General features: G+C 45.6%; 16 protein-coding genes and 1 CRISPR repeat array. Of the genes, 1 reads left to right on the forward strand and 15 read right to left on the reverse strand.

The window, feature by feature from the left end:
- Positions 1 to 7: 7 nt before the first annotated feature.
- The 11 genes from ABR189_RS06005 to ABR189_RS06055 form a co-directional block, all read right to left on the reverse strand.
- Complete coding sequence (locus ABR189_RS06005; protein WP_354659551.1) at positions 8 to 2,335, reverse strand: ABC transporter permease subunit; 2,328 nt, start codon at positions 2,333 to 2,335, stop codon at positions 8 to 10.
- 9 nt (positions 2,336 to 2,344) lie between these two features.
- Positions 2,345 to 3,271 carry an ABC transporter ATP-binding protein gene (locus ABR189_RS06010; RefSeq protein ID WP_354659552.1) on the reverse strand — a complete coding sequence of 309 codons (927 nt, stop codon included), beginning with the start codon at positions 3,269 to 3,271 and terminating at the stop codon, positions 2,345 to 2,347.
- Between the two features lie 34 nt (positions 3,272 to 3,305).
- A complete protein-coding gene (locus tag ABR189_RS06015; protein ID WP_354659553.1) occupies positions 3,306 to 4,100 on the reverse strand; it encodes a hypothetical protein in 795 nt (264 codons plus the stop codon).
- A gap of 1 nt (position 4,101) precedes the next feature.
- Positions 4,102 to 5,592, reverse strand: coding sequence for a RagB/SusD family nutrient uptake outer membrane protein (locus ABR189_RS06020; protein WP_354659554.1), 1,491 nt, complete (start codon positions 5,590 to 5,592; stop codon positions 4,102 to 4,104).
- Positions 5,593 to 5,602: 10 nt separating this feature from the next.
- Positions 5,603 to 8,995 carry a SusC/RagA family TonB-linked outer membrane protein gene (locus ABR189_RS06025; RefSeq protein ID WP_354659555.1) on the reverse strand — a complete coding sequence of 1,131 codons (3,393 nt, stop codon included), beginning with the start codon at positions 8,993 to 8,995 and terminating at the stop codon, positions 5,603 to 5,605.
- A gap of 181 nt (positions 8,996 to 9,176) precedes the next feature.
- The gene (locus tag ABR189_RS06030; protein WP_354659556.1) at positions 9,177 to 10,379 is read right to left on the reverse strand and encodes a FecR family protein; all 1,203 of its coding nucleotides are present in this window, start codon (positions 10,377 to 10,379) and stop codon (positions 9,177 to 9,179) included.
- A gap of 49 nt (positions 10,380 to 10,428) precedes the next feature.
- Positions 10,429 to 11,010 (reverse strand): RNA polymerase sigma factor, encoded by a 582-nt coding sequence (locus ABR189_RS06035; RefSeq protein WP_354659557.1) that lies wholly within the window; start codon positions 11,008 to 11,010, stop codon positions 10,429 to 10,431.
- Between the two features lie 196 nt (positions 11,011 to 11,206).
- Positions 11,207 to 12,772, reverse strand: a complete 1,566-nt coding sequence (locus ABR189_RS06040; protein WP_354659558.1) for a serine hydrolase — start codon at positions 12,770 to 12,772, stop codon at positions 11,207 to 11,209.
- Between the two features lie 51 nt (positions 12,773 to 12,823).
- Positions 12,824 to 13,789, reverse strand: coding sequence for a methylenetetrahydrofolate reductase (locus ABR189_RS06045; RefSeq protein ID WP_354659559.1), 966 nt, complete (start codon positions 13,787 to 13,789; stop codon positions 12,824 to 12,826).
- A 93-nt stretch (positions 13,790 to 13,882) separates the two neighbouring features.
- Positions 13,883 to 14,557, reverse strand: a complete 675-nt coding sequence (locus ABR189_RS06050) for a DUF4386 domain-containing protein (protein WP_354659560.1) — start codon at positions 14,555 to 14,557, stop codon at positions 13,883 to 13,885.
- Between the two features lie 93 nt (positions 14,558 to 14,650).
- Positions 14,651 to 15,517, reverse strand: a complete 867-nt coding sequence (locus tag ABR189_RS06055) for a DUF6597 domain-containing transcriptional factor (protein ID WP_354659561.1) — start codon at positions 15,515 to 15,517, stop codon at positions 14,651 to 14,653.
- A 169-nt stretch (positions 15,518 to 15,686) separates the two neighbouring features.
- Between ABR189_RS06055 and ppsA the strand changes: the two genes are divergently transcribed.
- Entirely contained in the window at positions 15,687 to 18,284 is a 2,598-nt protein-coding gene (gene ppsA, locus ABR189_RS06060; RefSeq protein WP_354659562.1) for a phosphoenolpyruvate synthase, read from the forward strand.
- A gap of 88 nt (positions 18,285 to 18,372) precedes the next feature.
- A CRISPR array of direct repeats spans positions 18,373 to 19,511; the repeat unit is 37 nt; unit sequence GTTTCAATCCTTCTTATTCTGGACGTACCTCTCAAAC.
- Between the two features lie 195 nt (positions 19,512 to 19,706).
- Here the strand turns inward: ppsA and cas4 are convergent.
- The 4 genes from cas4 to ABR189_RS06080 are packed head-to-tail and all read right to left on the reverse strand — an operon-like array spanning position 19,707 to position 22,299.
- Positions 19,707 to 20,279 carry a CRISPR-associated protein Cas4 gene (gene cas4 / locus ABR189_RS06065; RefSeq protein ID WP_354659563.1) on the reverse strand — a complete coding sequence of 191 codons (573 nt, stop codon included), beginning with the start codon at positions 20,277 to 20,279 and terminating at the stop codon, positions 19,707 to 19,709.
- A 12-nt stretch (positions 20,280 to 20,291) separates the two neighbouring features.
- A complete protein-coding gene (gene cas2, locus ABR189_RS06070; RefSeq protein WP_354659564.1) occupies positions 20,292 to 20,582 on the reverse strand; it encodes a CRISPR-associated endonuclease Cas2 in 291 nt (96 codons plus the stop codon).
- 8 nt (positions 20,583 to 20,590) lie between these two features.
- A complete protein-coding gene (cas1, locus tag ABR189_RS06075; RefSeq protein WP_354659565.1) occupies positions 20,591 to 21,622 on the reverse strand; it encodes a CRISPR-associated endonuclease Cas1 in 1,032 nt (343 codons plus the stop codon).
- A gap of 11 nt (positions 21,623 to 21,633) precedes the next feature.
- A complete protein-coding gene (locus tag ABR189_RS06080) occupies positions 21,634 to 22,299 on the reverse strand; it encodes a CRISPR-associated endonuclease Cas6 (protein WP_354659566.1) in 666 nt (221 codons plus the stop codon).

Raw genomic sequence — 22,299 nt, forward strand, 5'->3', positions numbered from 1 at the left:
ACCTTTTTTATTGCCGTTTGCGGCGTATCAGGATAATGGTGCCCAGCAGCAATATCATTGCCGGCAGTACCCACACATATACCATCTTCAGTATGTTGGCTGTAACAGGTTTGATAGTCAGCAGCTGATCTTTCGGAGGGGCCATAGGGGCATATACCGGGTACTCGTTATAATCCAGCCAACTGTAAAAAGCCCTGCCAATAAAGCCGCCAGCCGAACGCAGATTGCTCATGAGGTCGGCATCGCCGTTCAGAATAATACGTTGTTGTTTATTGTGTACCTGCCTGGTCAGCTGTATGGAGGTGGTGAATGCTGGCATCATGGTGTCGCCTGCAAGCGCGTCAAATACAGGAGGAACCGAATCGGTGACTAATACGCCTGCTTTGATCCAGGCATTGTTCTTGGCGGCAGTGAGCAGTAATGGCTTGGCAGAAAAAGCGCTGCTGTCAGCGTAGGCAATACTGGCTACACCGGGCTGCAACAGGAAAATACTGTCTTCTCCCCATTTGAGCTTCAGTTCTATCAGGAAAGGATCTTCTGCCAGGTTGGCGCCTGCATAGGTAATGTAAGGTTTTACCATATGCGGCATCTCTTGTGTTGATACTTCCACCGTAGTGCCGTTCATCAGACGGACGCCTAACTGTTGCAATACCGGGTTCAATAACTGTTGTTTGCCCGGCTCTCCCATGATAAAAAGATTACCACCACCACTGATGTAATCGCGTAACCTGGCTTTTACAGTAGCACTCAATTCTGTTTTTGGATCGGCCAGCACAAGTATGCTCACATCTTTGGGAATATTGTTGTGGTCCAGCGAAATGGTATCGGCTTCAAAACCCAGGTTCAGCAAGGAATAACGGTTGGCCTTAGCCAGGCTGTGTAACCAGAATTCCCGCTCACCCTTCTTGTAGGGGGATCGTTCCAGGTTGCCGGTAGTAAACAATACCTTCGGCAGTTTAACTGCCAGCAGCCTTTTGAGGGCAGGGGCTACCTGCATTTCGTCCGGCCAGAATATAGGATCATTATAGGTACGGAGAAAGGTAGTGCGTCCCTTATACTTCAGTTGCATAACGGCACGGTAATCCTCTGGTGCCATGTCAATCTGTTTGCGGATCTCCTCACGGTGCAGATACATGGCAGTATCTACCTCCATCAGCTCCGCCTGTAGCCCTGCTATTTGGGAGAGCGTTTTGCCGGGATAAGTTTTATAAAGTGTACTGTCGTGGTCGTCTATATCCTGATAGTGCACATATTTAAATTGGATGTCAGGCTTGAAGCGCACATACTTTTCCCAGAAGCCCCAGAGATAATCGTTGCGGTTCATGGGCCGGGTCCGGTCAATACCACCGCCTAGCAGATTACTGTAAAGGGTTACTTCCAGTGGTTCGTCGCCTAGTTCCTGAATGATCTTTTGCGTATAGGGATGCAAGGTATTCACCTTATTGGCCGTAGTATCCCAATACCCGATATAGGCAGGCCTGGAACTGATATAGCCTGCTGCCAGCACAGATATCATGACCGCTACATAACGTGTGGCATTTACATACCAGGGTCTTGACTCCGTAGCAGACCTTAGTTTGATCAGCGTAAATGATACAAACAGGTACATAATCAGCAAAAAGTAGATCACCTCTCTCGTAGTGATGAGTCCGGACAGCATCTTCTCCGTCCTGCCATACATAGAAAGGAAATAGGTGAGGTCCCTGACGAAATCATACCGTTGCCACAGCCCTCCGATGCGGGTAAGTATAAAGATCATAAGAAAGCAGGCAATGGCGGATACAATCTGGTAAGTGGTGAGGCTGGACATGAATAACCCAATGGCGGTGTAGGCGCACATCAGTAGGTAGAAGCCGAGAACGGCCGACAGTAAAACGCCATAGTCCGGTGATACAATGTTAAAGAAACCGGATATGATAAATATGCCTATCAGCAATACCAATACCAGGTTGTATAGCATGATAGCAGTATACTTTCCCAGTACAATCTGCCGTACGGAAATGGGAGAGGAGTAGAGCAGCTTGATGGTACCATTATTGATCTCCCGGCTGATAAGCCCCATTGTAAGGAGCGGCACAAACAGGAACAGGTTTTGTAATACACTACTGAACAGGCTGTCACTTCCCAGAAAGATCGCCCGTGTCAGCGATACTTCAAATCCTTTGAACCTTGGCTGATTGGTGAGAGCTACATCCTGCCACTTGGCGATCCCCTGCACTATGTCGGTATAATATACAGCACATTGCACCAGGAAGGCGATTGATAAGAACCAGGCTACAGGTGAATAGAACAGGTTACGCAGTTCCGTTTTCGCGATCTTGAATATCATCTTCATGAAATAAGTTTATTGGATAGATTGAGTAGTTAATTGCTTGAATACATCGTCCAGCAAGCCTTTATCAAGACTGATCTCCCGCAGCCGCCATTCATGCTGGACACTGGCGGATACCAGGCGCTCCGTGATATCGGTATCGCCACTGAAATAGATGCGGGCCTGGCGCTCGGTCAGGAACTCTACCCGGGTCACACCGGCTACCTTTTGCAATTCTGCGGCCACTGGAGGATTCTCCATCTTCATCAGCACGCTGCTGGGCTGTACATAGTTGTTGAAAGCGTCCATGGTGTCGGAAAATACAATGCGGCCGCTCTCTATCATCACTACCTCCCTGCATAAAAGATGTATTTCGGAAAGAATGTGTGAAGAGAGCAGCACGGTATGCTCCTGTGCTATTTCCTTGATCAGTTTCCGCGCTTCAATCAACTGGTTGGGATCAAGTCCATTGGTAGGCTCGTCCATTACAACCAGGGCCGGTTTATGGATGATGGCTTGCGCAATGCCTACCCGCTGACGGTAACCGCCACTCAGGTTACGGATCAGCCGGGTGCTGAAATGCGCAATGCCGCAGCGTTCTTTCGCTTCTTCCACCGCTGCTTTTATCTTTTTGTTTTCTACCAGGCGTAGTGCTGCACAGTAAGCGAGATACTCATCTACCGTGAGATCAGTATACACTGGTGGTTGCTGTGGTAAAAAACCGATCTGCTTTTTAGCAGCCTGTGGTTGTTTACTCATATCAATACCATTGATATAAACCTTGCCTTCCGTTTGTTTCAATACGCCACACAGAATGTTCATAGTAGTAGACTTTCCTGCGCCGTTAGAGCCCAGCAATCCTATTACTCCCGCCTGGTTTATTTCCAGGTTAATGTCCCGGATAGCCCAGCTGGCGCTGTATTTGTGAGAAAGCTTTTCAATTTTTACGATGCTGTTCATTATATTTCTTTAAAGAATGAAGAATGGCCGTTGATCAATACCGGACCGGAATCACTGTCAGCGCGGTAAGTCCCGTGCTTCCGGGAAGCCCGGTCAGCACAAGGTTAACATTGCGGAAAAGCCAGGGATGTCCGGTATACTCATCTATTTGAGGAAAATGGATGCCTTTGGTTGTATAACTAGCTATCAATGCACCGGTGGCTACCTCCTTGAATTCAAACGTATAGTCTTCCTGGGTAGCTTTGGAAGATAGTATGTTGAAGACCGTACTGCCCTTATAGGGCAGGTTGCGTACCAACGGAACACCCTGCTGCCCCTTGATAGTAATATTCACGGGTTTAGTGCCTGGTGAAAGATGTATAAAGCGGATCCCGGTGGTACTGTCTTTGGCTTCATGATAAGGCAGCTTATCTCTGAGGAACAACGTATCGGGTGCGGTAACAGTGCCTGTAAGAAACAAACTGTTCAGGGAGCCGATAGGGAGGTCCAGCGTAAGTTTAAAAAGAGGGGCGTCCTTTGCGGTGGTGTCAGGGTACTGGTGCAGCACAAGTGGTGTGCTGCCATAGTACGAGCTTACCTGGTTCTGGCCCAGGTAGTATAGCTGGGATGTGTAAAGATATTTAGCTGGATTGTTGGCGAAGCTGGTGACAAGTGGTTTGCTGCCTGGTACCACATTTACCATCATCAAGGATGCAGTACCTGGAGGCGGCGCTTTTTCTCTTTCACAGGAAAGCTGTGTTGCAAACACCAATACTGCTGTAAGTACGTTGATAATACGGCGTTGCGGGTGATATGGCAAATGCGGTGTTTCTATAAATGGCTGTAACATATCAGTACATGGGATTTTGCGTTAGAAAATGATTGCGCGTGATCTCGCTTACCGGGATAGGGTAGAGCAGCTGGTAATCGCCTGCCCAGGGTTGCTTGTTGGTAATAGCCGAAAGTACGGTACCAGCTTTGCCGGTCCGTTTCAGGTCCAGCCAGCGGTGCCCCCATTCTGCAAATAGCTCTTTTTGCCGCTCTTTTGCTACCGCTGTTTTTACTTCATTTGGGGTAAGCGTTTCCGGTAGCTTTTGCAAACCAGCTCTTTTCCGGACGATGTTAAGGTCGGCTATTGCGCCGCTGGTGCCGCCAGGACCTCCATTTGCGGCTGCCTCTGCGCGTATCAGGTACATCTCGGCCAGGCGCATCATCATATAATAGGCTGTTTGCGTGCCGCCCAGTTCGGAATTACTTCTGCCGGTCTGGTATTTAAAAGGGAAGTAGAAAACGTTGGTCTGACCAGGTAAGTCTGTATTTACCGTGCTGTCTACCCAATCCCTGAACCGCAGATCTCCCTTCTCAAATGCATGTACCAGGGTGTTGGTCAGTGCAAAAGTTGGCGTGCCGGTATGCAATTCCGCAGGAAGCAATAAATAGCCTTCGGGTACTGCGTTTCTCAGCTCGTTATGATTATTGGTGGGTTGCAATTGCCAGATGGCTTCTCTGCTGGCAGGAGAAAAAACATCATTAAGCAACGGCTCCATACCGTAGAGTGCCGTGTTGTTAATTACCCCGGAGGCAGCAATAGTAGCATTGGTGTAATCGTTCAGGTACAGATATACTCTTGCGAGTAGCGCGGTAGCAGCAAATTTATTAGGACGTATCCTGCTGTTATTGCCATTGATATAATTTTCAGGAAGTGCGGCCTGCGCTTCTTTAAGGTCGGCCACTATCTGCTCATATACCCGCTGCTGCGGTGTGCGTGACATGTTAATGGTTTGATTGAAATCAATCGTGAGCACCAGGGGAACATCTCCAAAATAATTAACCAGGTAAAAATAAGTGAAGGCACGTACAAATTTCGCTTCCCCGGTTAAGACGCTTCTTGCACTGTCACTGAACGAAGTGGCAGTAGAAGCTGCAATGCCTTCCACGATTGCATTAGTACCATAGATGGTCTGATATGCACTGCTCCAGATAGTTTCAGGAACGGTGGTATTGGTGACGGTAATTTTGTTGGTAAGCAGGTAGTAGTAGTCTGCAACCCCGCTATTAGTAGAATAAAGTTCATCAGCAGAAGTCCCTCCTGTTATGGTGACAAGACCTGCGCTGAAGAGTTTGGAGGCAGCATCGGTAATAAAGACAGCCTGATCACCATGTATCATCCGGGTGTAAACACCTGCCATGGCACTGTTAGCCTGTTTGTCTGTATTGAATACCTGACCGGGAGAAATGGTATTGGTAGGATCAGGAATCTCCAGCAGTTTTCTGCACGATGTATGTACCGTGCCCAGTAGCAGACAGCAGAAGAGGATCGTTTTTATATTTTGCGGCCGCATGATCAATGATTTAGAAAGTAAGAGATAACCCTGTAGCGTATGTTTTCGGACTGGGAAGCGCAGAGAGGTCCTGCAACTGCGGGTCCCTTCCGATATAATTGGTAATGGTAAAAATGTTATTGGTCCGGAAGTTGATCCTGGCTTCAGACAACCTGGCCCTTTTGATAATTTTCTTCGGCAGGGAATAGCTGATGCTGAAACTGTTCAATCGCAGGAAGGAGGCATCCGTATAATAGGCATCCGATTGTACCATATTTCCTACGGCGTCGCCAACTGTTGACAGGCGTGGATACCGGGCATTATCCCCTGGTTTTCTCCAGTAATCACGTAGGGCCGATACCGGGATGTTTTCCATTCTGCCCGGATAACCAAGTACGTATGGATTAGCACCGTATTGTTTTATGTAATCAAATCCCAGGTTCAGAAAAAGATCTTTATACCTGAATGAAGAAACGATCCCTCCAAAATATGCCGGGTTGGTTTCCAACGCGATGTACCGGTCGTCTTCCAGCGTACCTGGCGCTCCGCTGGAACTGGTTGAGATACGGCCATCTTTGTTCAGGTCCTCAAAACCGGGAAAGCCGGTCAGGGGATCTATGCCCAGATAGTGTAGCAGGTATTTTGTGGAGAGTGATTGGCCAATCTTGTACTCGCTGACATAGGGAGATAGTTCAAAACCTGGATAGGATACGAGCTTATTCCGTTGAACAGAAATGTTGAAACCCAGGCTCCAGGAAAAATCAGTTTTGTTCACGAGCTGTGCATTCAGCTCTATATTCACTCCGGTATTTTGTACCAGTGCCATCCAGTTAGCTGTTACTGATTCAAAGCCGGTGTACTTCGGTGTAGGCAATTTTGTTACCTGGTCGCCCGAACGGTTGAGATAGTAGGATGCCTGTGCACTTATTTTATCGTTCAGGAAACTGAGCTCCAGTGCTGCTTCAAACTTTTTGTTTGATTCCCATTGGTAGCGCTGGTTCACCGGATTAATGGGCATGAACGGCTGTACACCTCCATATGGATAGAGCGGTTCAAATTCTCCAGGGGCAGTATTCGCCCATTGCGCCATATACTCATAATCACTGATGGCATTATCTCCTCCACCTATGCCATAACTGCTTCTGAGTTTCAGCAAACTGATCCAGGCTGGGAGTACCGGCTTCATCCATTTTTCTTCTGACAGGATCCATGCTCCACTTACGGAACCAAAATTACCAAATTGTGTACCTGGTGCAAAACGGGAGGAGCCATCTCTCCGGGCACTTATCTGTAAGAGGTATTTATCTGCCCAGTTAATGTCCAGGATAGCAAAAGCGCCCACATATTTGTATTGCCCATCTCTTTCCTGTATTTGTTTGAACGGTGCACTATTGATGCTGTGAAGAAGATTGTCATTGTCGTAACCCGCTGCAGAGATAGTAGTGCCTACTGTCTTGGTAGATTGTAAAGTACCCCCTACCTGCAAAGAAAGGCTGGCCCTGTTGATCACCCTGCTATAAAGGGCTTTGGGTTCTATAATCCAGTTGCTGTTCTTTGTTGAGCCAAATGTAGCCCTTCCCGTAGGATTCCGTAGTGGGTTCTGGGCAGCGATAGGGACAAAATAATCAGAACTAAACAAGGTATAAGTAAGCCCTCCGCTGGTACTCAGCGTTAAACCTTTTAGTAATTCATAGGACACAGATAATCTGGAACCGAATTGATTGCCCTTTGATACATTTGGCATGAGAAGGTATGCAAACATGAAGTCACTGCCTTTGTTAACCACATTCCAGTCCGCATAGTTCAGGTTGCCTTTATTGTCAAAAATCGGTGGAGCATTGGGTGCTAATTTACCGGCTCCCCGGAAATCATTGATCGCGTCTACAAAGGTGTGGGAGAAGTCTGTTCCAAATGAAACCTTCAGTTTCTGATTAAGGCTACGCAATGTATAATTTGAACTAAGCGTAGCCCGTTGGTTCGCGCCGCTTCTGTTCAATGCATCTACCTGTCTGTCATAGCCGCCACTAATACTATAATAGGAAAGGGCATTACCACCCGACAGGCTGAGGCCTATCCTGGTCTGTGAGCCGGTACCTGTTACTTCCCTTTGCCAGTCGGTATAACGGGTAGTATCCCAGCGCATCAGATCAGGTGCATTGTCAATAGTAGGGGTAATACCATCATTCTTAAATGCTTCCCGCCGGATCTTCAGGTATTCTTGTGTATTCAGGAATGGCTTTGGACGGGACACACTGACAATTCCCTGGTCAATAGTTACCTGGAGCTTGGTGCGTCCGGGCTCTCCCTTTTTGGTGGTGATCAGGATGACCCCGTTGGCTCCTCTTGACCCATAAATGGCTGTTGCTCCCGCATCTTTCAATACTTCAATACTGGCGATATCATTGGAGTTCAGGTTGAACAATGGACTTTGGCCGCCAATAAGGGAAATGCCACCTTGTGCATAGCCGGTGGATACGCCGTTGTTAAAACGGAAAGCTCCTACGCTCAGCACATTGATAGGAACACCGTCTATAATGTACAAGGGCTCTGAGTTGTAATTGGCGCTTAGTGAATTTCTCCCCCTTATTTCCACTTTTACAGGAGAACTGGCATGGCCACTGGTAGGTGTTACCAGCATGCCCGGTACTCGTCCCTGCAATGCCAGCAGTGGGTTCATAACTGGTTGCCTTGCAATTTCTGCTCCGCTGATCCTGGTGATATTACCGGTAGATAAACGTTTACTGGTAATACCGTAAGCCCTTACGATCGCCTGATCCAGCTCGCTGGTAGCAACCTCCAGTTTGATAAAGCCATTAGCGCCGATGCTGGTAGCGGGTATAGTTGTTTTCACATAGCCAATAGAGCTGATGCTGACCTGTTCTTTGTCGTTTATTTTTTTCAGGGTGAACATACCCTTTTCATCCGTTTGTGTGCCTTTACCGGAGTGGATTGCCATAACAGTGGCACCTGGTATGGCAATGCCTGTTTTGCTATCGTACACTATACCCGAAATGTCAATCGTGAGAGGCTCAACAGGTACTGCGTTATCACCACTCTCTGGTTGAGTAGACCTGGCTTTAGGGAAAATCACGATATTGGTACCTACGATGGTAAAGCTTAAAGCCTGCTTTGTTGATTTCCCGATGATGGTTTGCATGAATGCTTCCAGGGGCTGCTTTTTTACATTTAAAGAAACAGTAGTATTGGCATCCACCAGTAAGGGATTAAAAAGTACCACATAGTTTGTCTGCTTTTTGATCTCATCAAATGCCTGTTGTAAAGAAAGCTGCCTGCCACTTAATGTGATGGTTTGAGCAAGCCCCTTCATTGAAAACAACAGGGCAGTAGCGAAAAAGAAAAGCATGGCATGTCTTGAAGGCCGCTTCCTCCATATTAACCGCCTGCTGAAAATGAATTGTAGCATAAACGCTGCTTTGGTTGATTAAAATGAAAAGATGTTGTTGTGGTATAGGCAAAGCATTACCATTAGCTTTACAGCTTTACTTTTCAGACGCCATCAGATAAATGTACCGGAGTGGCATATTTATATTTTCACATGCCTGATGTTTCCCGAACAGTTGATTTTAATTCACATGATAATAATGCTATGGTACTACGATGAGCTTTTTCCCTTCTATATTGAAATGAACTCCCAGCTGACTTAATATAATAAGTGCCTGGGATAAGTTCAGGTCCTTTTTTAAATCTCCTTTGAATACGATACCCGGAATTTCTTTCTCGTAAACGATGTCCAGATCATACCAGCGTGCCAGTTGCCGCAGCACTTCATCCAAACGGGCATTGTTAAAATGAAATACGCCATTCCGCCAGGCCATCACGGTTTCCAGATCCGGATTGTTGATCACATTTATTTCCAGGTTAGCGAGCTGCGCTTGTTGTCCTGGCCGGAGTACTGCCATTTCACGGTGGTGCAATATTCTTACGCTTCCTTCCAGCAGTGTGGTTTGTATCTGCTTTTCATCCGCATAGGCGCTGATGTTAAAATGTGTTCCTAAAACTTCCACTACCGCCTTGCCATCTACATCAACTACAAAGGGTTTTCCTGCTTGTCTGGCTACTTCAAAATAAGCTTCTCCCGTTACTTTTACTTTCCGCTGATCGCCGGTAAAAGCAGTGGGGTAAACAATAGCTGATTCGGCATTCAGCCATACATCCGTACCATCAGGTAATTGTACTTTGTATTGTCCGCCTCTTGGAGTGATCAGGGTATGATATTCCGGAACATCCGTTTTGCCTTCATAGTCCAGTTTGCCACCATAATTATTTACTATAAGGTTGCCGCTTTGCATAATGTTGCCATTGGCACTATCAAGTGGCAATCTTTGGCCATTGCCCAGTTTTAGAATGGCGCGTTCTGTACCGGGGCCAATCTTTTCTGCTTTTTCCATCAATGTGGCCAGCGAATCTTTCTCGCGATGTTGATTGAACCAGGTAATAGCACCACCTGCTATGCCGGCTGCTATTACAGCGGCAGCTACATAACGCCACCAGCGGTGGCGCAGCGTGTGAACAACCGTGCGGGAAACTTCCGGATCACTTATTGTCTCCGGTGCAGAAGTAGTGATCATCAACTTGTCCAGTATGCGCTTTCGGGCCTCGATGCTAAGTTCGGCAGGTGCTGCAAAGGCTTGCTGGTAGGCTTTTTGCAATACCTCCTCCAGGCTGGTATCACCTTCAACGGAATTTTCCCGTATAAAGGCAAACAATACCTCACTTTCAGGTTCGCTGATTGTGCCATCCAGATATTTTTGCAACAACGCTGCTGCTGGAATTTTATTCGGGCCCATATTAATATGACTAATGAGTAAAAGAAATGGGGGGGGGCTTTATAAAAAATTATTTTAAGGCTACCAGCAGCATGAGCAGGGAAATATCTCCATGTGCCAACAGGTATTCTTTGATCGCCTTTACCGCCAGTACCAGGTATTCTTTGAGGGTATGGCGCGAAATGTTCATCTGTGCAGCGGCAGCTTCGTATGACAGGCCCTGTTGCCGAACCAGTATAAAGGCTTCACGGCGCTGCGGTGATAATTTATTAATAGCTTGTTGCAGCAATTCCCGGTATTGCTTTGCTTCCAGCTCATGCATCAGTTCCGGATAGTCGTTGTTCAGAGAGATACGGTGCATTAACTCATCCCTTACTGTATCGTACAGTGAAATGCGGTTCAACTGGGTGATGGCGGTATTGCGGGCTATACGGTACAAATAGGCGCCAAAAGAAGATGTAACGTTTAGCTGTTCCCTGATTTCCCAGACCTTGAGGAATACGTCATGCACCAGGTCTTCTGTAAGTAAAGGATCTTTGGTGAATTTCAGCAGGTAATTGTAAATACCCGCGCCGTATTCCTCGTAAATGGCCGCAAATGCTTGCCGGTCTCCGAGTGATAACTGCTGCAGTAGTGCTTGTTCGTTTATCATACTGGCAATAACTTTCGATCAGGGATTGATTCTGTCAGGTAAAACTAATATTAATTCTCACAATTTCTGTTTCAGCGGGATCAGTGAGTATGGGCACTTATCTCTCATGCTTTGTTAGCCCGGAAAGCACTCACAAAGAGATACACACCTGATCAATGTTAGCATGTTACAGACAGCGTTGGGAGAGAACCGGTCATCAGGGTTTATTACGGGGCTCTTTTTGGGCCAGGATCATTTCTAATGCTTTTTTCCCGCCTTCGTTTTCCGGATTGAGCTGGATCGACCGCTGGTACATCTCTGCAGCCTTGTCGGGCTGTCCTGCTTTCAGTAATGCTTCTCCATAACTATCGAAGGTGTTCCAGCTTGAGGGGAATAATTCTGTATTTAATTTAAAGGTTTCCAATGCCTGGGGATACAGCACTCTTTCGGGAAGATGATAGGTGTTTTCCGTACCAAGAAAGTCATACCCAAGTTGGTTCAGTTCGCCTTCAGACAATTGGTAGTTGACAGTATCTTTTGCTAATTTTTGCAGCAATGCCTTTGCGGCTACTGCTCCCTGTTTTGCCAGGGCGATGCCGTATAGTCTGGCAATACTGTATTTAGGGGGTGTCACCGGCTCCTTATTCAGCAGTTGCATGGCCTGGTTGCCGGTCTCGAGTGCATTATAATGGCAATTGTCGAACAGGATGACCGTTTGATGTTTATCAATATTGCGAAGGAGGATAGCACTTAACCCAACGGCAGCGCCGCTATGATAAACTACTTTTCCATGGGTACTATCTTGACTGATCTCCCAGCCCAGACCAAATAATGCTGGTTGTAGCTGGCCGTCATTAAGCCTGGCTGGTTCAAAGCTTTGCTGTAGTGTGGATGTCTTGAGCAGGCGGTTGTCGTAAAGTGCCTGATCATAACGGAGCAGATCATCCACTGTGCTGATATAATCCCCGAACCCGGTTACTGCAAATGTCCGCCAGTAATCCCGTATAAAGGGGATGGTGTTGGCCCTTATGGGGGAGGCATCGAACAAGCCACGGAACAGATGTGGAAAAGCGTATTGATGCAGCGTATCGGTGTTGAGTTGCGCACTTAACGGCATAAAGCGGGTATGGGTCATCCCGGCTGGATTAAGAATATGTTCCTGTATGTAATCCGGATATGGCTGGCCGGATATTTTTTCAATGATCAGCGCCAGTACCAGGTAATTAACATTATCATAGTTGCCACTGCTACCTGGTACGTAAATGAGTGCTGGTTTAACGGCAATGGCTGCTGGTAAAAAATCGGCATTCGTAAAAATGCGTTTAGGGTCCTGTGCCAAAGCTGGTTCAAAGAAAGCATTATAAGGGGGTAATCCTGAAGTATGCGACAGGAGTTGGCTGATCTTCATATCAGGATAGGGAAAACCCGGTAGGTAACGAAATACAGCATCATTGACAGTAAGTTTGCCTTGTTCTGCCAGTTGGAGTATGGCGGTTGCTGTCATGGTTTTTGTGATAGAGGCGATGGGAAACGCTGTATTGGCACGGTTGGGCTGCCGGCTTTTAAAGTCGGCGTAACCGAAAGAACCGCGGTAGATAACTTTACCATTTTCGGCTACCAATACATTACCGCTGAACTGGTGGGTTTTTTCCAGCCGTTTAAAGAAAGCGTCCAGTTGCTGTTGCTGTGCCTGACTGGTCAGCGTAATACTTAGCAGGTATAACAAGCCAATGCTACTTTTTACAAAGAAAGCGTCTATGGTTTTTACAATGGAAATATGCATGGGCGATCTTTTTGCTAAAGGTAAATAGGATCAATGATCCTCTATCCGCACTCAGCCGCTTACCTGCAGCTTGTTTTCCGCTATTGATCTGGCCGGCCTGGTAAGTTGCAACACGTGTTTAAGCACTTCATGCGCTGCTTCTATCTCTTCTTTTTTTATGGAAATACTTTCAATATTAAAACCAACGGGAATGTTCTTTTGCTCCGCATAATTCAGAATGTCGCCGGCAATGTTGATGCAGGTATCAATGGAGGAGGCCAGGATGTCCTTGGCATGTTTCAGATCGTTGTATAACCATTTGGGTACTTCAATCCCCAGCCACTTCATGAACTGCAGGGTTTTCAGTGAGCCGCAGGGGGCCAGTGTAAAGATAATGGGCGCCACACCACATGCTCTTTCCTGTGAACCGTAATAGTAGTCGGACAACAGGTTTTTAGTATCGTTGATATTATACACGCATTGGGACACGAAAAAGCCGCAGCCATGTTCCATCTTTCTGAAAATCCGGTGATGCTCATCGGCTTTTTTGCCATGCCGCTCAGGAATGGTAACACCGCCCAGCAAAAGATCAGGCACGATGTCCTGTTTCAGTGCATAGGCATCACTGAGCGAAAAGTTAGTGGCTTCCACCTGTTGGTGGGAAGTGGCGCCCACAAACACCATGTATTCCAGTTCTTTGTTTTGCATGAGCCAGCGCTGGAAATCTTCCTTCGTCTGGTTGGCAATGCTTTTATAGATGATACGGGGTATGGGCAGGTCGATAAGAAAATCTTTGCTATAGGTTTCGGGTGGTATACTGGGGATAAACGAGAACGTTCGGGTTTCGTCTGTCCGCAGCGATTCATCCTGTATATCGTACAAAATTAAACCATCAATATCCAGGTTACGGAGCCGTTCTGCCTGCGTGGCGGCAATAGTAAGCACTCTTTCAGGCGCGGTAGTGATTTTTGGGGGTGTCAGACTGTAAAAAATGATCCGGGAGCGTCCGTCCAGCATCTTGTTCTTTAAATTACTCATTTGGGCAATTGTGAATTATATAATATATAGCCTGTAAAATAACAAAAATGAGATAATATAAACAATGCAGGGGCTACCCTTCGTGATAACGTTTTAAGGAAGCAATTCCCGTTTGCCCAATCCTTTTATGATCAACCATATTCCTAAAACTACTTCCTGGATGGCTGTAGGAGCATTTAAGGACAGGTATGCATAGGTAATCACATCTACTTTTTGAAACAAAAGCAGGATGCTGGCACTCATTGATAAAAAAGCACCTGCCATGCCCCAGACAGATAGCCATCGGGGAATTAGTTTTGCCCGAAAGCATAAAATATAAAACAGGCAGTTGCCTGTACATAAAACGATCACCATGAATGCGTGATTAATATAGTCGCGCGAAACTTTCAGCACACTCCCTAAGGTTTCCAGTGCTAAAGGTGCTTGCTGTATATTTTGTGAATACGCCTGACTTACGGCCAGGATGGTTAGCATTACAATAGTGCCGGTAATCGAGAGGGATGCTGCCAGGATCCTGCAGCTTAAAAAACCAGCAGCCAGGCTGTTGCCAAACCTTTTAATTGTGGGATAGAGTAAGATGGCAACGCCTATATAAGTCAGCGACATCATCAATTGAAAAACAGCCGCAAGTATTACCTGATTGGATGCTTTAGCTGCGGATGTTAAATAATCAGGAGCATCAATAGCGGGTGCAACACTGAAGATCCCCGTTACCATTCCTGCCAATAGGAGTATTCCAGCTAATCTGATCGCTTTATGAGCATCCATAAGTGGTCTTTTTGATACAATACAGATCGTTCATCGATCCTGCCGTAAAACTACCACCGGCATTTATTCGGGAATTGTAAAAAATGGACATTCTTAGTGTTGTGCTTCGCCCAGTTTCCAGAAATCTCCGGGAGCAAATCCTGTAAAGGATTTAAATTCATGAATAAAGTGTGCCTGGTCATAATAGTCATGTGCGTAGGCAGTCTCCGTCAGGTTGGCTGTATGGGGGTAGGTTTGGATCACTGATTCGAAGCGGATGATCCTGGAGTACGTTTTGGGGTTAAATCCTGAAAAGGCTTTAAACCGCCTGTTAAACTGTTTCTGGGAAAGACAAAACGTATTGGCTAAATCTTCAATTTTTGTTTTGCCGTTGCTGTTTCTTATTGTTTTGATCGCACGGGAGATCAAAGAATCTTCCAACTGTGGCTTTTTCAACATGGCCATAAAACAGGCCGATAGCAGTTCGATACGTTGCGGTGTGTTTTGGGCCAGTGCTATTTTTTCATTTAAAATGACACCTTCCTGTCCCAGAAATGTATCCAGGGAGATAAATGCATTATTCAGTTCGGAGGCGGGAATATTGAAAAGGCGTGGTATGGCATGTGAATAAAATGATACCCCTATCAGGTGATAAAACCCATCTACAGTGAACTGATTGGGGCGGTGTGTGTGCCCCTGCACAGCGGAAAACAGCAAATCAGCAGCTGGGTGATTACCGTTGAATGCAAAGATGATTTCTGTCAGACTATTGGCCACCACATAATAGGTAGTATGTGGTTTTTGGGAAGTAGTATCCCACGTACCCACCCAGAAATGACTGATCAGGTCTTTGAGCGCCTCACATGGGGATATCACTTCGTGTATCATATAGGCTGTCTGGTGATATTTAAAAAAGCCACTATCAGAGCGGCTTTTGCTGTTTGCTACTCCTGTCCGGGATTGTTCCGCAGCTAGTAGCAATTTGCTTTATAAACGCAATGTTGATAGCAAATATTGTACAAAAAAAATATAGTGCAAAATGATTTTTTGACACCTGGCTATTAGATACTTTTGATAGCACAGCGTGGTTATACCTCTCAAAACACACCCGAATAAATTGCAGAAAAAAAATAGGACAAACCTTATTCATATGAGCTCATTTGTACTTGGTTTTCAGGACATCGACAACACCAAACTCCAGGAGGCAGGCGGAAAAGGTATGCATCTGGGGGAACTTACCAGGATAGCAGGGATACATGTACCGGATGGTTTTTGTGTTACTACCGCAGCTTTTAAGAAGATGATGGCGGAGATACCGGAGATGAATAGGTTACTTGACAAGTTGTCCGTTTTAAAAGTAGAAGACCGGGACAGGATCCGGGAATTGAGCCGTGAGATTCGCCGGTGTATTGAAGGAGCAGCCGTTTCCCCGGACCTCCGGAAGGAAATTTCCGGCTTTCTCCCGGAGGAAGATCGTGCATATGCCGTACGGTCCAGTGCTACCGCCGAGGATTTGCCAGGGGCTTCTTTTGCAGGACAGCAGGATACGTACCTGAACATTATTGGAAAGACGGCTATCTTAACGCATATCAGTAAGTGCTGGGCATCGCTGTTTACGGAACGGGCCATCATTTACCGTATTCAAAATGGCTTCGACCATCGTAAGGTGTACTTAGCGGTGGTGGTGCAGGAGATGGTTTTTCCGCAGGTAGCGGGAATTATGTTTACCGCTGATCCGGTCAGTGGCAACCGGAAAATGTTATCTATTGATGCCAGCTTTGGGCTGGGAGAGACGATGGTGGCGGGCCTGGTGAATGCGGATAACTACAAAGTACATAGTGGTAAGTTGGTAGATAAGCGGATCCCTGCCAAGCAGCGGGCTATTTATGCTTTAAAAGAGGGTGGTACGATGGAGCAGGCAGTAGCGCAGGAGCAGCAGCACAGGCAGGCGTTGACGGATGAGCAGATTTTAAAATTGGCACACACCGGGCGGAAGATCGAAGCATATTTTGGCTGTCCGCAGGATATTGAATGGTGCCTGGCGGATGATACTTTTTATATTGTCCAGAGCCGGCCTATCACTACCTTGTACCCGGTTCCGGAAGTGAACGACCAGGAAAATCATGTATATGTATCTGTGGGGCATCAGCAAATGATGACCGACCCTATAAAACCGCTGGGCCTTTCTTTTTATCTGTTAACAACCTCTGCACGCATGAGCAAAGCGGGCGGAAGACTGTTTGTAGATATCACGCGTCAGCTATCTTCTCCTGCCAGCAGAAAGGCGATGATAGAAAATGTGTTAGGAAAATCAGATCCGTTGATCAAAGACGCGTTGCTGACTATCGTTGCCCGGGAAGGTTTTCTAAAATTAATACCGGATGATGAAGCTGCACCTGGGCCTGGAAGAAGGGCTACGGGGGCTGACTCACCTGTCGCGAATGATCCGGCTATTGTTGTTGAGCTAATGCAGCGGCATAAAGTATCTATAGCAGCGTTAAAGCAAAATATTCAGTTGAAATCCGGGACAGCGGTATTTGATTTTATCCTGGAAGATTTGCAGGAGGCCAGGCAGGCTTTATTTGGCGCACAGAATATGCAGGCGCTGATGGCATTTTTTGATGCTTCATCATGGCTCAACGAAAAAATGAATGAGTGGTTGGGCGAGAAGAATGCCGCAGATATACTTGCTCAGTCGGTATCAAACAATATTACCTCTGAGATGGGGCTGGCACTTTTGGATGTAGCAGATGTGATCCGTCCTTATCCTGCAATTATTGATTATTTGCAACAGGTAAAAGCGGATAACTTTCTGGAAGAACTGCTTCCGTTTAATGGGGGACAGGAAGTCCGGGATGCTATTTATGCTTATCTCAGCAAATACGGGATGCGATGCGCAGGAGAGATCGACACTACCAAAGCCCGTTGGAGCGAAAGGCCTGTTACATTGGTACCACTGCTCCTCAATAATATCAAAAACTTTACACCTGGTGCCAGCAAGCAGAAATTTGAACAAGGATTACAGGAAGCGTTGCAGAAAGAGGTGGAGTTATTAAGCCGGTTACGCCAGCTACCAGATGGTGAGCAGAAAGCGGAAGCAACCAAGCAAATGATCAGCCAGCTCCGGAATTTTGCCGGTTACCGGGAATATCCGAAATATGGGTTAGTCAATCGCTACTTCATTTATAAACAGGCTTTATTGAAAGAAGCAACCCAATTGGTACAAGCCAACGTTATCCACGAGAAAGAAGATGTTTACTATCTCTATTTTGAAGAATTTCGGGAAGTGGTACAAAGCCATCTATTGGAGTATGGGATCATCAACAAACGAAAAGCGGAGTACATGGTGTATGAAAAGCTGACGCCTCCGCGTGTTATTACCTCTGATGGTGAAATCATTACAGGTAAGTACAACCGGGAAGATCTCCCTGCCGGAGCATTGGCCGGACTGGCGGTTTCTTCCGGAGTAATTGAAGGACGGGCACGCGTAGTCCTAAACATGGAAGATGCGGATCTCGCAACGGGGGATATATTGGTCACTTCCTTTACAGACCCCAGCTGGACGCCCTTGTTTGTGTCCATAAAAGGCCTGGTTACAGAAGTAGGCGGATTGATGCCCCACGGCGCCGTAATTGCGCGTGAATATGGTTTGCCAGCGGTGGTTGGGGTGGAACATGCGACTAAACTTATCAAAGACGGGCAACGGATCCGGGTACACGGCACGGAAGGGTATGTGGAAATGCTGTAGTTTGATTTTGCAATGGATCGATCCTTGTTTTATTGGATGCCACTCTCAAACTGTTCTCAGCGTCTGCCATTGCTGCGCCAACTTCGGAGTTTCAATCCTTCTTATTCTGGACGTACCTTTCAAACAACTCTATCGGCTTGTTAATTCCTTTGTTTATTTCAGTTTCAATCCTTCTTATTCTGGACGTACCTTTCAAACACAGTTGCTATTTCCATCAATAATTGAGTTTAAATTGTTTCAATCCTTCTTATTCTGGACGTACCTTTCGAACTTCATGGCCACTTACAGCCTGTGTAAAAAATCATGAGTTTCAATCCTTCTTATTCTGGACGTACCTTTCAAACACCGCTGGCAGATAGCATTAATGAATTCATAATTCAAGTTTCAATCCTTCTTATTCTGGACGTACCTTTCAAACAAGTGCTTTAGAAGATAAGAGAAAGTTAATTGATACGTTTCAATCCTTCTTATTCTGGACGTACCTCTCAAACTAGAAGCCCCAGCGGATGCGGGATTACTACTTAGCCGTTTCAATCCTTCTTATTCTGGACGTACCTCTCAAACTGGATAACTGCCGCCTTCCCCCTATCTAATGCAGGAAGTTTCAATCCTTCTTATTCTGGACGTACCTCTCAAACGCATTGAGGTGGTATCGACCTTACGTAGATAAGGCAAGTTTCAATCCTTCTTATTCTGGACGTACCTCTCAAACATCCCGGAACCCGGGTGCATCAGATGTAAGCCCCTTCAGTTTCAATCCTTCTTATTCTGGACGTACCTCTCAAACAAAAGATTTGGAGTATAAAAAAATGGTGCTATGTGAGTTTCAATCCTTCTTATTCTGGACGTACCTCTCAAACCAGTTCCGGCACAGGGGCCTGGATTCTCCGGGACAAGTTTCAATCCTTCTTATTCTGGACGTACCTCTCAAACCTTAAATCGTATTGAATGAATTGGTCTGCATTTTCCTGTTTCAATCCTTCTTATTCTGGACGTACCTCTCAAACTTAGTGCTATACAAAGGAATAAATCTGTAATGGTGGTGTTTCAATCCTTCTTATTCTGGACGTACCTCTCAAACTCCAGTGCTGAACTTCTTTCAACTACTGACTTAACGTTTCAATCCTTCTTATTCTGGACGTACCTCTCAAACATTAGCAGATAGTTTAATTTGCTCCATGAGCTGCAAAGTTTCAATCCTTCTTATTCTGGACGTACCTCTCAAACGCGTCCTTTCTTCTAAATGACATAAAATCAAGTATTTACGCCTTTTTTGCGAAGGCTTATTTTTTGATATATTCATATTTCAAAGAGCTTGTAACCCTTGGTTTTAATTTTTTTCCGGAAGCTAAGATCCTCCATGGACAGCTGTTGAGGGCAATTTTTAGCGAATTAAGAAATAAATTGCCACCCGGAGCAGGTTTATTGGGTACAGATATTTCTATAAGTACAAGTTATGCATCTGTGTTTATATTTGGTGGCTTTAGGGAAAAAATTGGTGTCAATAATTTTATGTATTTCATGTGCGTATTTTTTTACCGAAAGTTTGTCAATTGACGTTACGGGGATTTCGATTAGCTTATTTTTACTCCTGGTGTAAACGAGGTATCCTTTATTAACGACAGACTTGAAGTTTTCTTCAATCAGCCAGGCATAGCAGTATATTTGTGTTTTATAGGTTTCATAAACCCGTTCATCGTAAGAAGCAAATTTATAATCGAGTGGAGCCATAGAACCATCTTTTAATCGCAATACTTCATCAATTTTGCCCCTGAGTAATGAGTTGGTAAGGTATTGATCATTGTATCTGTCTGTAACCCCGATCCGTTGTCGCAGATATGCTTTGTTTTCCTCCAGTTTTTTATCATGCAGGTCACGCCCACGCATCACTTTATAGTTACGTTGTTCATATTGTGGAATAGCCAGCACGTATTCAAAATAGGTGAATCGCGGGCAATAAAGATATTCGATAATATGAGAAGGCGTAATGGTCATGATCTGATTGGTTTATAGAAATAGCGCTTTTACTTCATCTGTTACCAGTTTTTTATCGAAGGCTTTGCCTAATAGAACGGTAGACTGTAGCTCGTTCTTCGACATCGGAAAGATGTATACCGAATCCTTATCCTCATCAATAATCTCTTCTATTTGCAATTGCAGGGTGTCTTTTTGATTTTTGTCCAGTGTGCCCAGGAATACGGAAAACTGAACACGGTATAACCCCGTCTGCTTGCAGAGTTTAGCCACTTTTGAACGGACTTTATCATCTTCTATATCATAGAGTACCCATGCTATCATAATAATGCTTATAAATCCATAATGGGATCTGTTTCCTCATTCTTAATCTCGCGACCTGTTAAACCATTAGCGAAAACGTGCGCATCTTGTTGCATGGCATTAGACCGGGTTTGGTTCCGACCCTTATAACGAATCGGTTCACCATCCAGGTAGTTATTGAGTGCGGTAACTAACAGTTCCTTCCCTGATTTATTCAGGGTTACACCGTTGGTGATATCATCCATATGAGCTTTGTTCACTTTCTTGGCCGAGCATAAACGAAAAACGGTAGTCTCCACCAGTATCCGGTAAGGCTCAATGAAATCATAGACCATGCTTTTTTGATTATAGTCATCCCGGTGAAGAAACCCTACATAAGGGTCAAGTCCGGCAATCATCAGGCATTTTTCTATTCTCGAATAGAGGATACCAAAGCCATAGTTCAGTAATACATTATAAGCGTCTTTGGCCGGACGCATACTCCTGCCCGAAAATCGGTATTGAGCAGGGATTACTTCGCTGATCGTTTCAAAATATAACCTGCCGGCGGTGCCTTCCAGCCCTCTGATGGTATCCGCTATCGTATCAATGGAATTGGCTTCCAGCGCGTTCAATGATTGACAAAGGCTTTCGATCCTCGTTATCTTGTCATGGAGGAAATCAGCCTGTTGAGGGCGATGCTTCTTCAAATCTTTGATAAACTCCAGTTGGTTGTTCATCTTCTGAATAATCCATTGTTTGGTAAAGGTCACTGCTTCCAAACCAAGGCTTACCTCCAGCTGACGCTTTCTGATACGGGTAGTGCTACCCAGCTTGCTATGCCAGATACGTCCCATGGGATGACCGTCAGATTGCGTGAAAATAATGTCTATATTATTCATCAGGGCCAACCGTACGGCATCCGTGCTAAGTGCCGCAGAAGTAGCGATAATAATGGAACTGATCTTGTGAGCTGCAATATGCTGTTTTACAGGTGCGGCATCCTTTTCGGGTATCTTTATTTCAAACATATCATCCTTTACATGCAGATAAGTCCCATAAGTGTTCAGGTAGATTTGCATCTCGAAATAGTTTATGCGCTGAGCACACTGCCAAAACCACGGGCAGTTTGCTTGCCTAATCCAATGTTATCAGGTAACAGCATATTAGTTACAAAGCTGGCCTCAAACAATAACATGGCATTTTGCTTGAACTGTGTTTCCTTGGTTCCTGTAATTTTTAGATTCGCCAGGATATTACCTGCCACCTGGTAGTCAATAGCCTTGCAAAAGCTCAGCATGTTACCTATCAATATAGCTTTTAAATGCCTGGCCTGTTGCTGCTCATCTTCTTTCAGATAATCTGCATAGTTCTTTTGGTTTAATGCCATCCAGGCAGTTTCGAAGCGATAAGCATGCAGGTCATCAGAAAGCCCTGTGGTAACTTGCTTGCTTTCAATGTTTTTCTCCAATACAGGATAGTTACGCCCGTCAATATCAATATTCCGGATTTTGATAAATAACTGTGTGAGCAGATCAGCGCCTTCATTGATACCCATTAATACAGGTACTCCCTGTAGTACTTTGTATTGTACCATAGGGTAGCGGTACAGCGTTTCTCCTGATTCAAGGTGATTATGTAAAAGGGGCGACTGCTCCTTAAACAGATTCCCGAAATACCCCCTCAATTTATCTGCTTCCCGGGTGGCGAGCCTAATTTCCGGAAACCGGATAATGGTTTGATGTAGTTGTATTGCCAT

This window comes from Chitinophaga sp. H8 (genome assembly GCF_040567655.1).
GTDB classification, from domain to species: Bacteria; Bacteroidota; Bacteroidia; order Chitinophagales; family Chitinophagaceae; genus Chitinophaga; species Chitinophaga defluvii.

Bases quoted from the DNA above. Each gene is read 5' to 3' on its own strand.
- ABR189_RS06005 (WP_354659551.1), bottom strand. From the start codon at position 2,335: ATGAAGATGATATTCAAGATCGCGAAAACGGAACTGCGTAACCTGTTC.
- ABR189_RS06010 (WP_354659552.1), bottom strand. From the start codon at position 3,271: ATGAACAGCATCGTAAAAATTGAAAAGCTTTCTCACAAATACAGCGCC.
- ABR189_RS06015 (WP_354659553.1), bottom strand. From the start codon at position 4,100: ATGTTACAGCCATTTATAGAAACACCGCATTTGCCATATCACCCGCAA.
- ABR189_RS06020 (WP_354659554.1), bottom strand. From the start codon at position 5,592: ATGCGGCCGCAAAATATAAAAACGATCCTCTTCTGCTGTCTGCTACTG.
- ABR189_RS06025 (WP_354659555.1), bottom strand. From the start codon at position 8,995: ATGCTACAATTCATTTTCAGCAGGCGGTTAATATGGAGGAAGCGGCCT.
- ABR189_RS06030 (WP_354659556.1), bottom strand. From the start codon at position 10,379: ATGGGCCCGAATAAAATTCCAGCAGCAGCGTTGTTGCAAAAATATCTG.
- ABR189_RS06035 (WP_354659557.1), bottom strand. From the start codon at position 11,010: ATGATAAACGAACAAGCACTACTGCAGCAGTTATCACTCGGAGACCGG.
- ABR189_RS06040 (WP_354659558.1), bottom strand. From the start codon at position 12,772: ATGCATATTTCCATTGTAAAAACCATAGACGCTTTCTTTGTAAAAAGT.
- ABR189_RS06045 (WP_354659559.1), bottom strand. From the start codon at position 13,789: ATGAGTAATTTAAAGAACAAGATGCTGGACGGACGCTCCCGGATCATT.
- ABR189_RS06050 (WP_354659560.1), bottom strand. From the start codon at position 14,557: ATGGATGCTCATAAAGCGATCAGATTAGCTGGAATACTCCTATTGGCA.
- ppsA (WP_354659562.1), top strand. From the start codon at position 15,687: ATGAGCTCATTTGTACTTGGTTTTCAGGACATCGACAACACCAAACTC.
- cas4 (WP_354659563.1), bottom strand. From the start codon at position 20,279: ATGACCATTACGCCTTCTCATATTATCGAATATCTTTATTGCCCGCGA.
- cas2 (WP_354659564.1), bottom strand. From the start codon at position 20,582: ATGATAGCATGGGTACTCTATGATATAGAAGATGATAAAGTCCGTTCA.
- cas1 (WP_354659565.1), bottom strand. From the start codon at position 21,622: ATGCAAATCTACCTGAACACTTATGGGACTTATCTGCATGTAAAGGAT.
- ABR189_RS06080 (WP_354659566.1), bottom strand. From the start codon at position 22,299: ATGGCAATACAACTACATCAAACCATTATCCGGTTTCCGGAAATTAGG.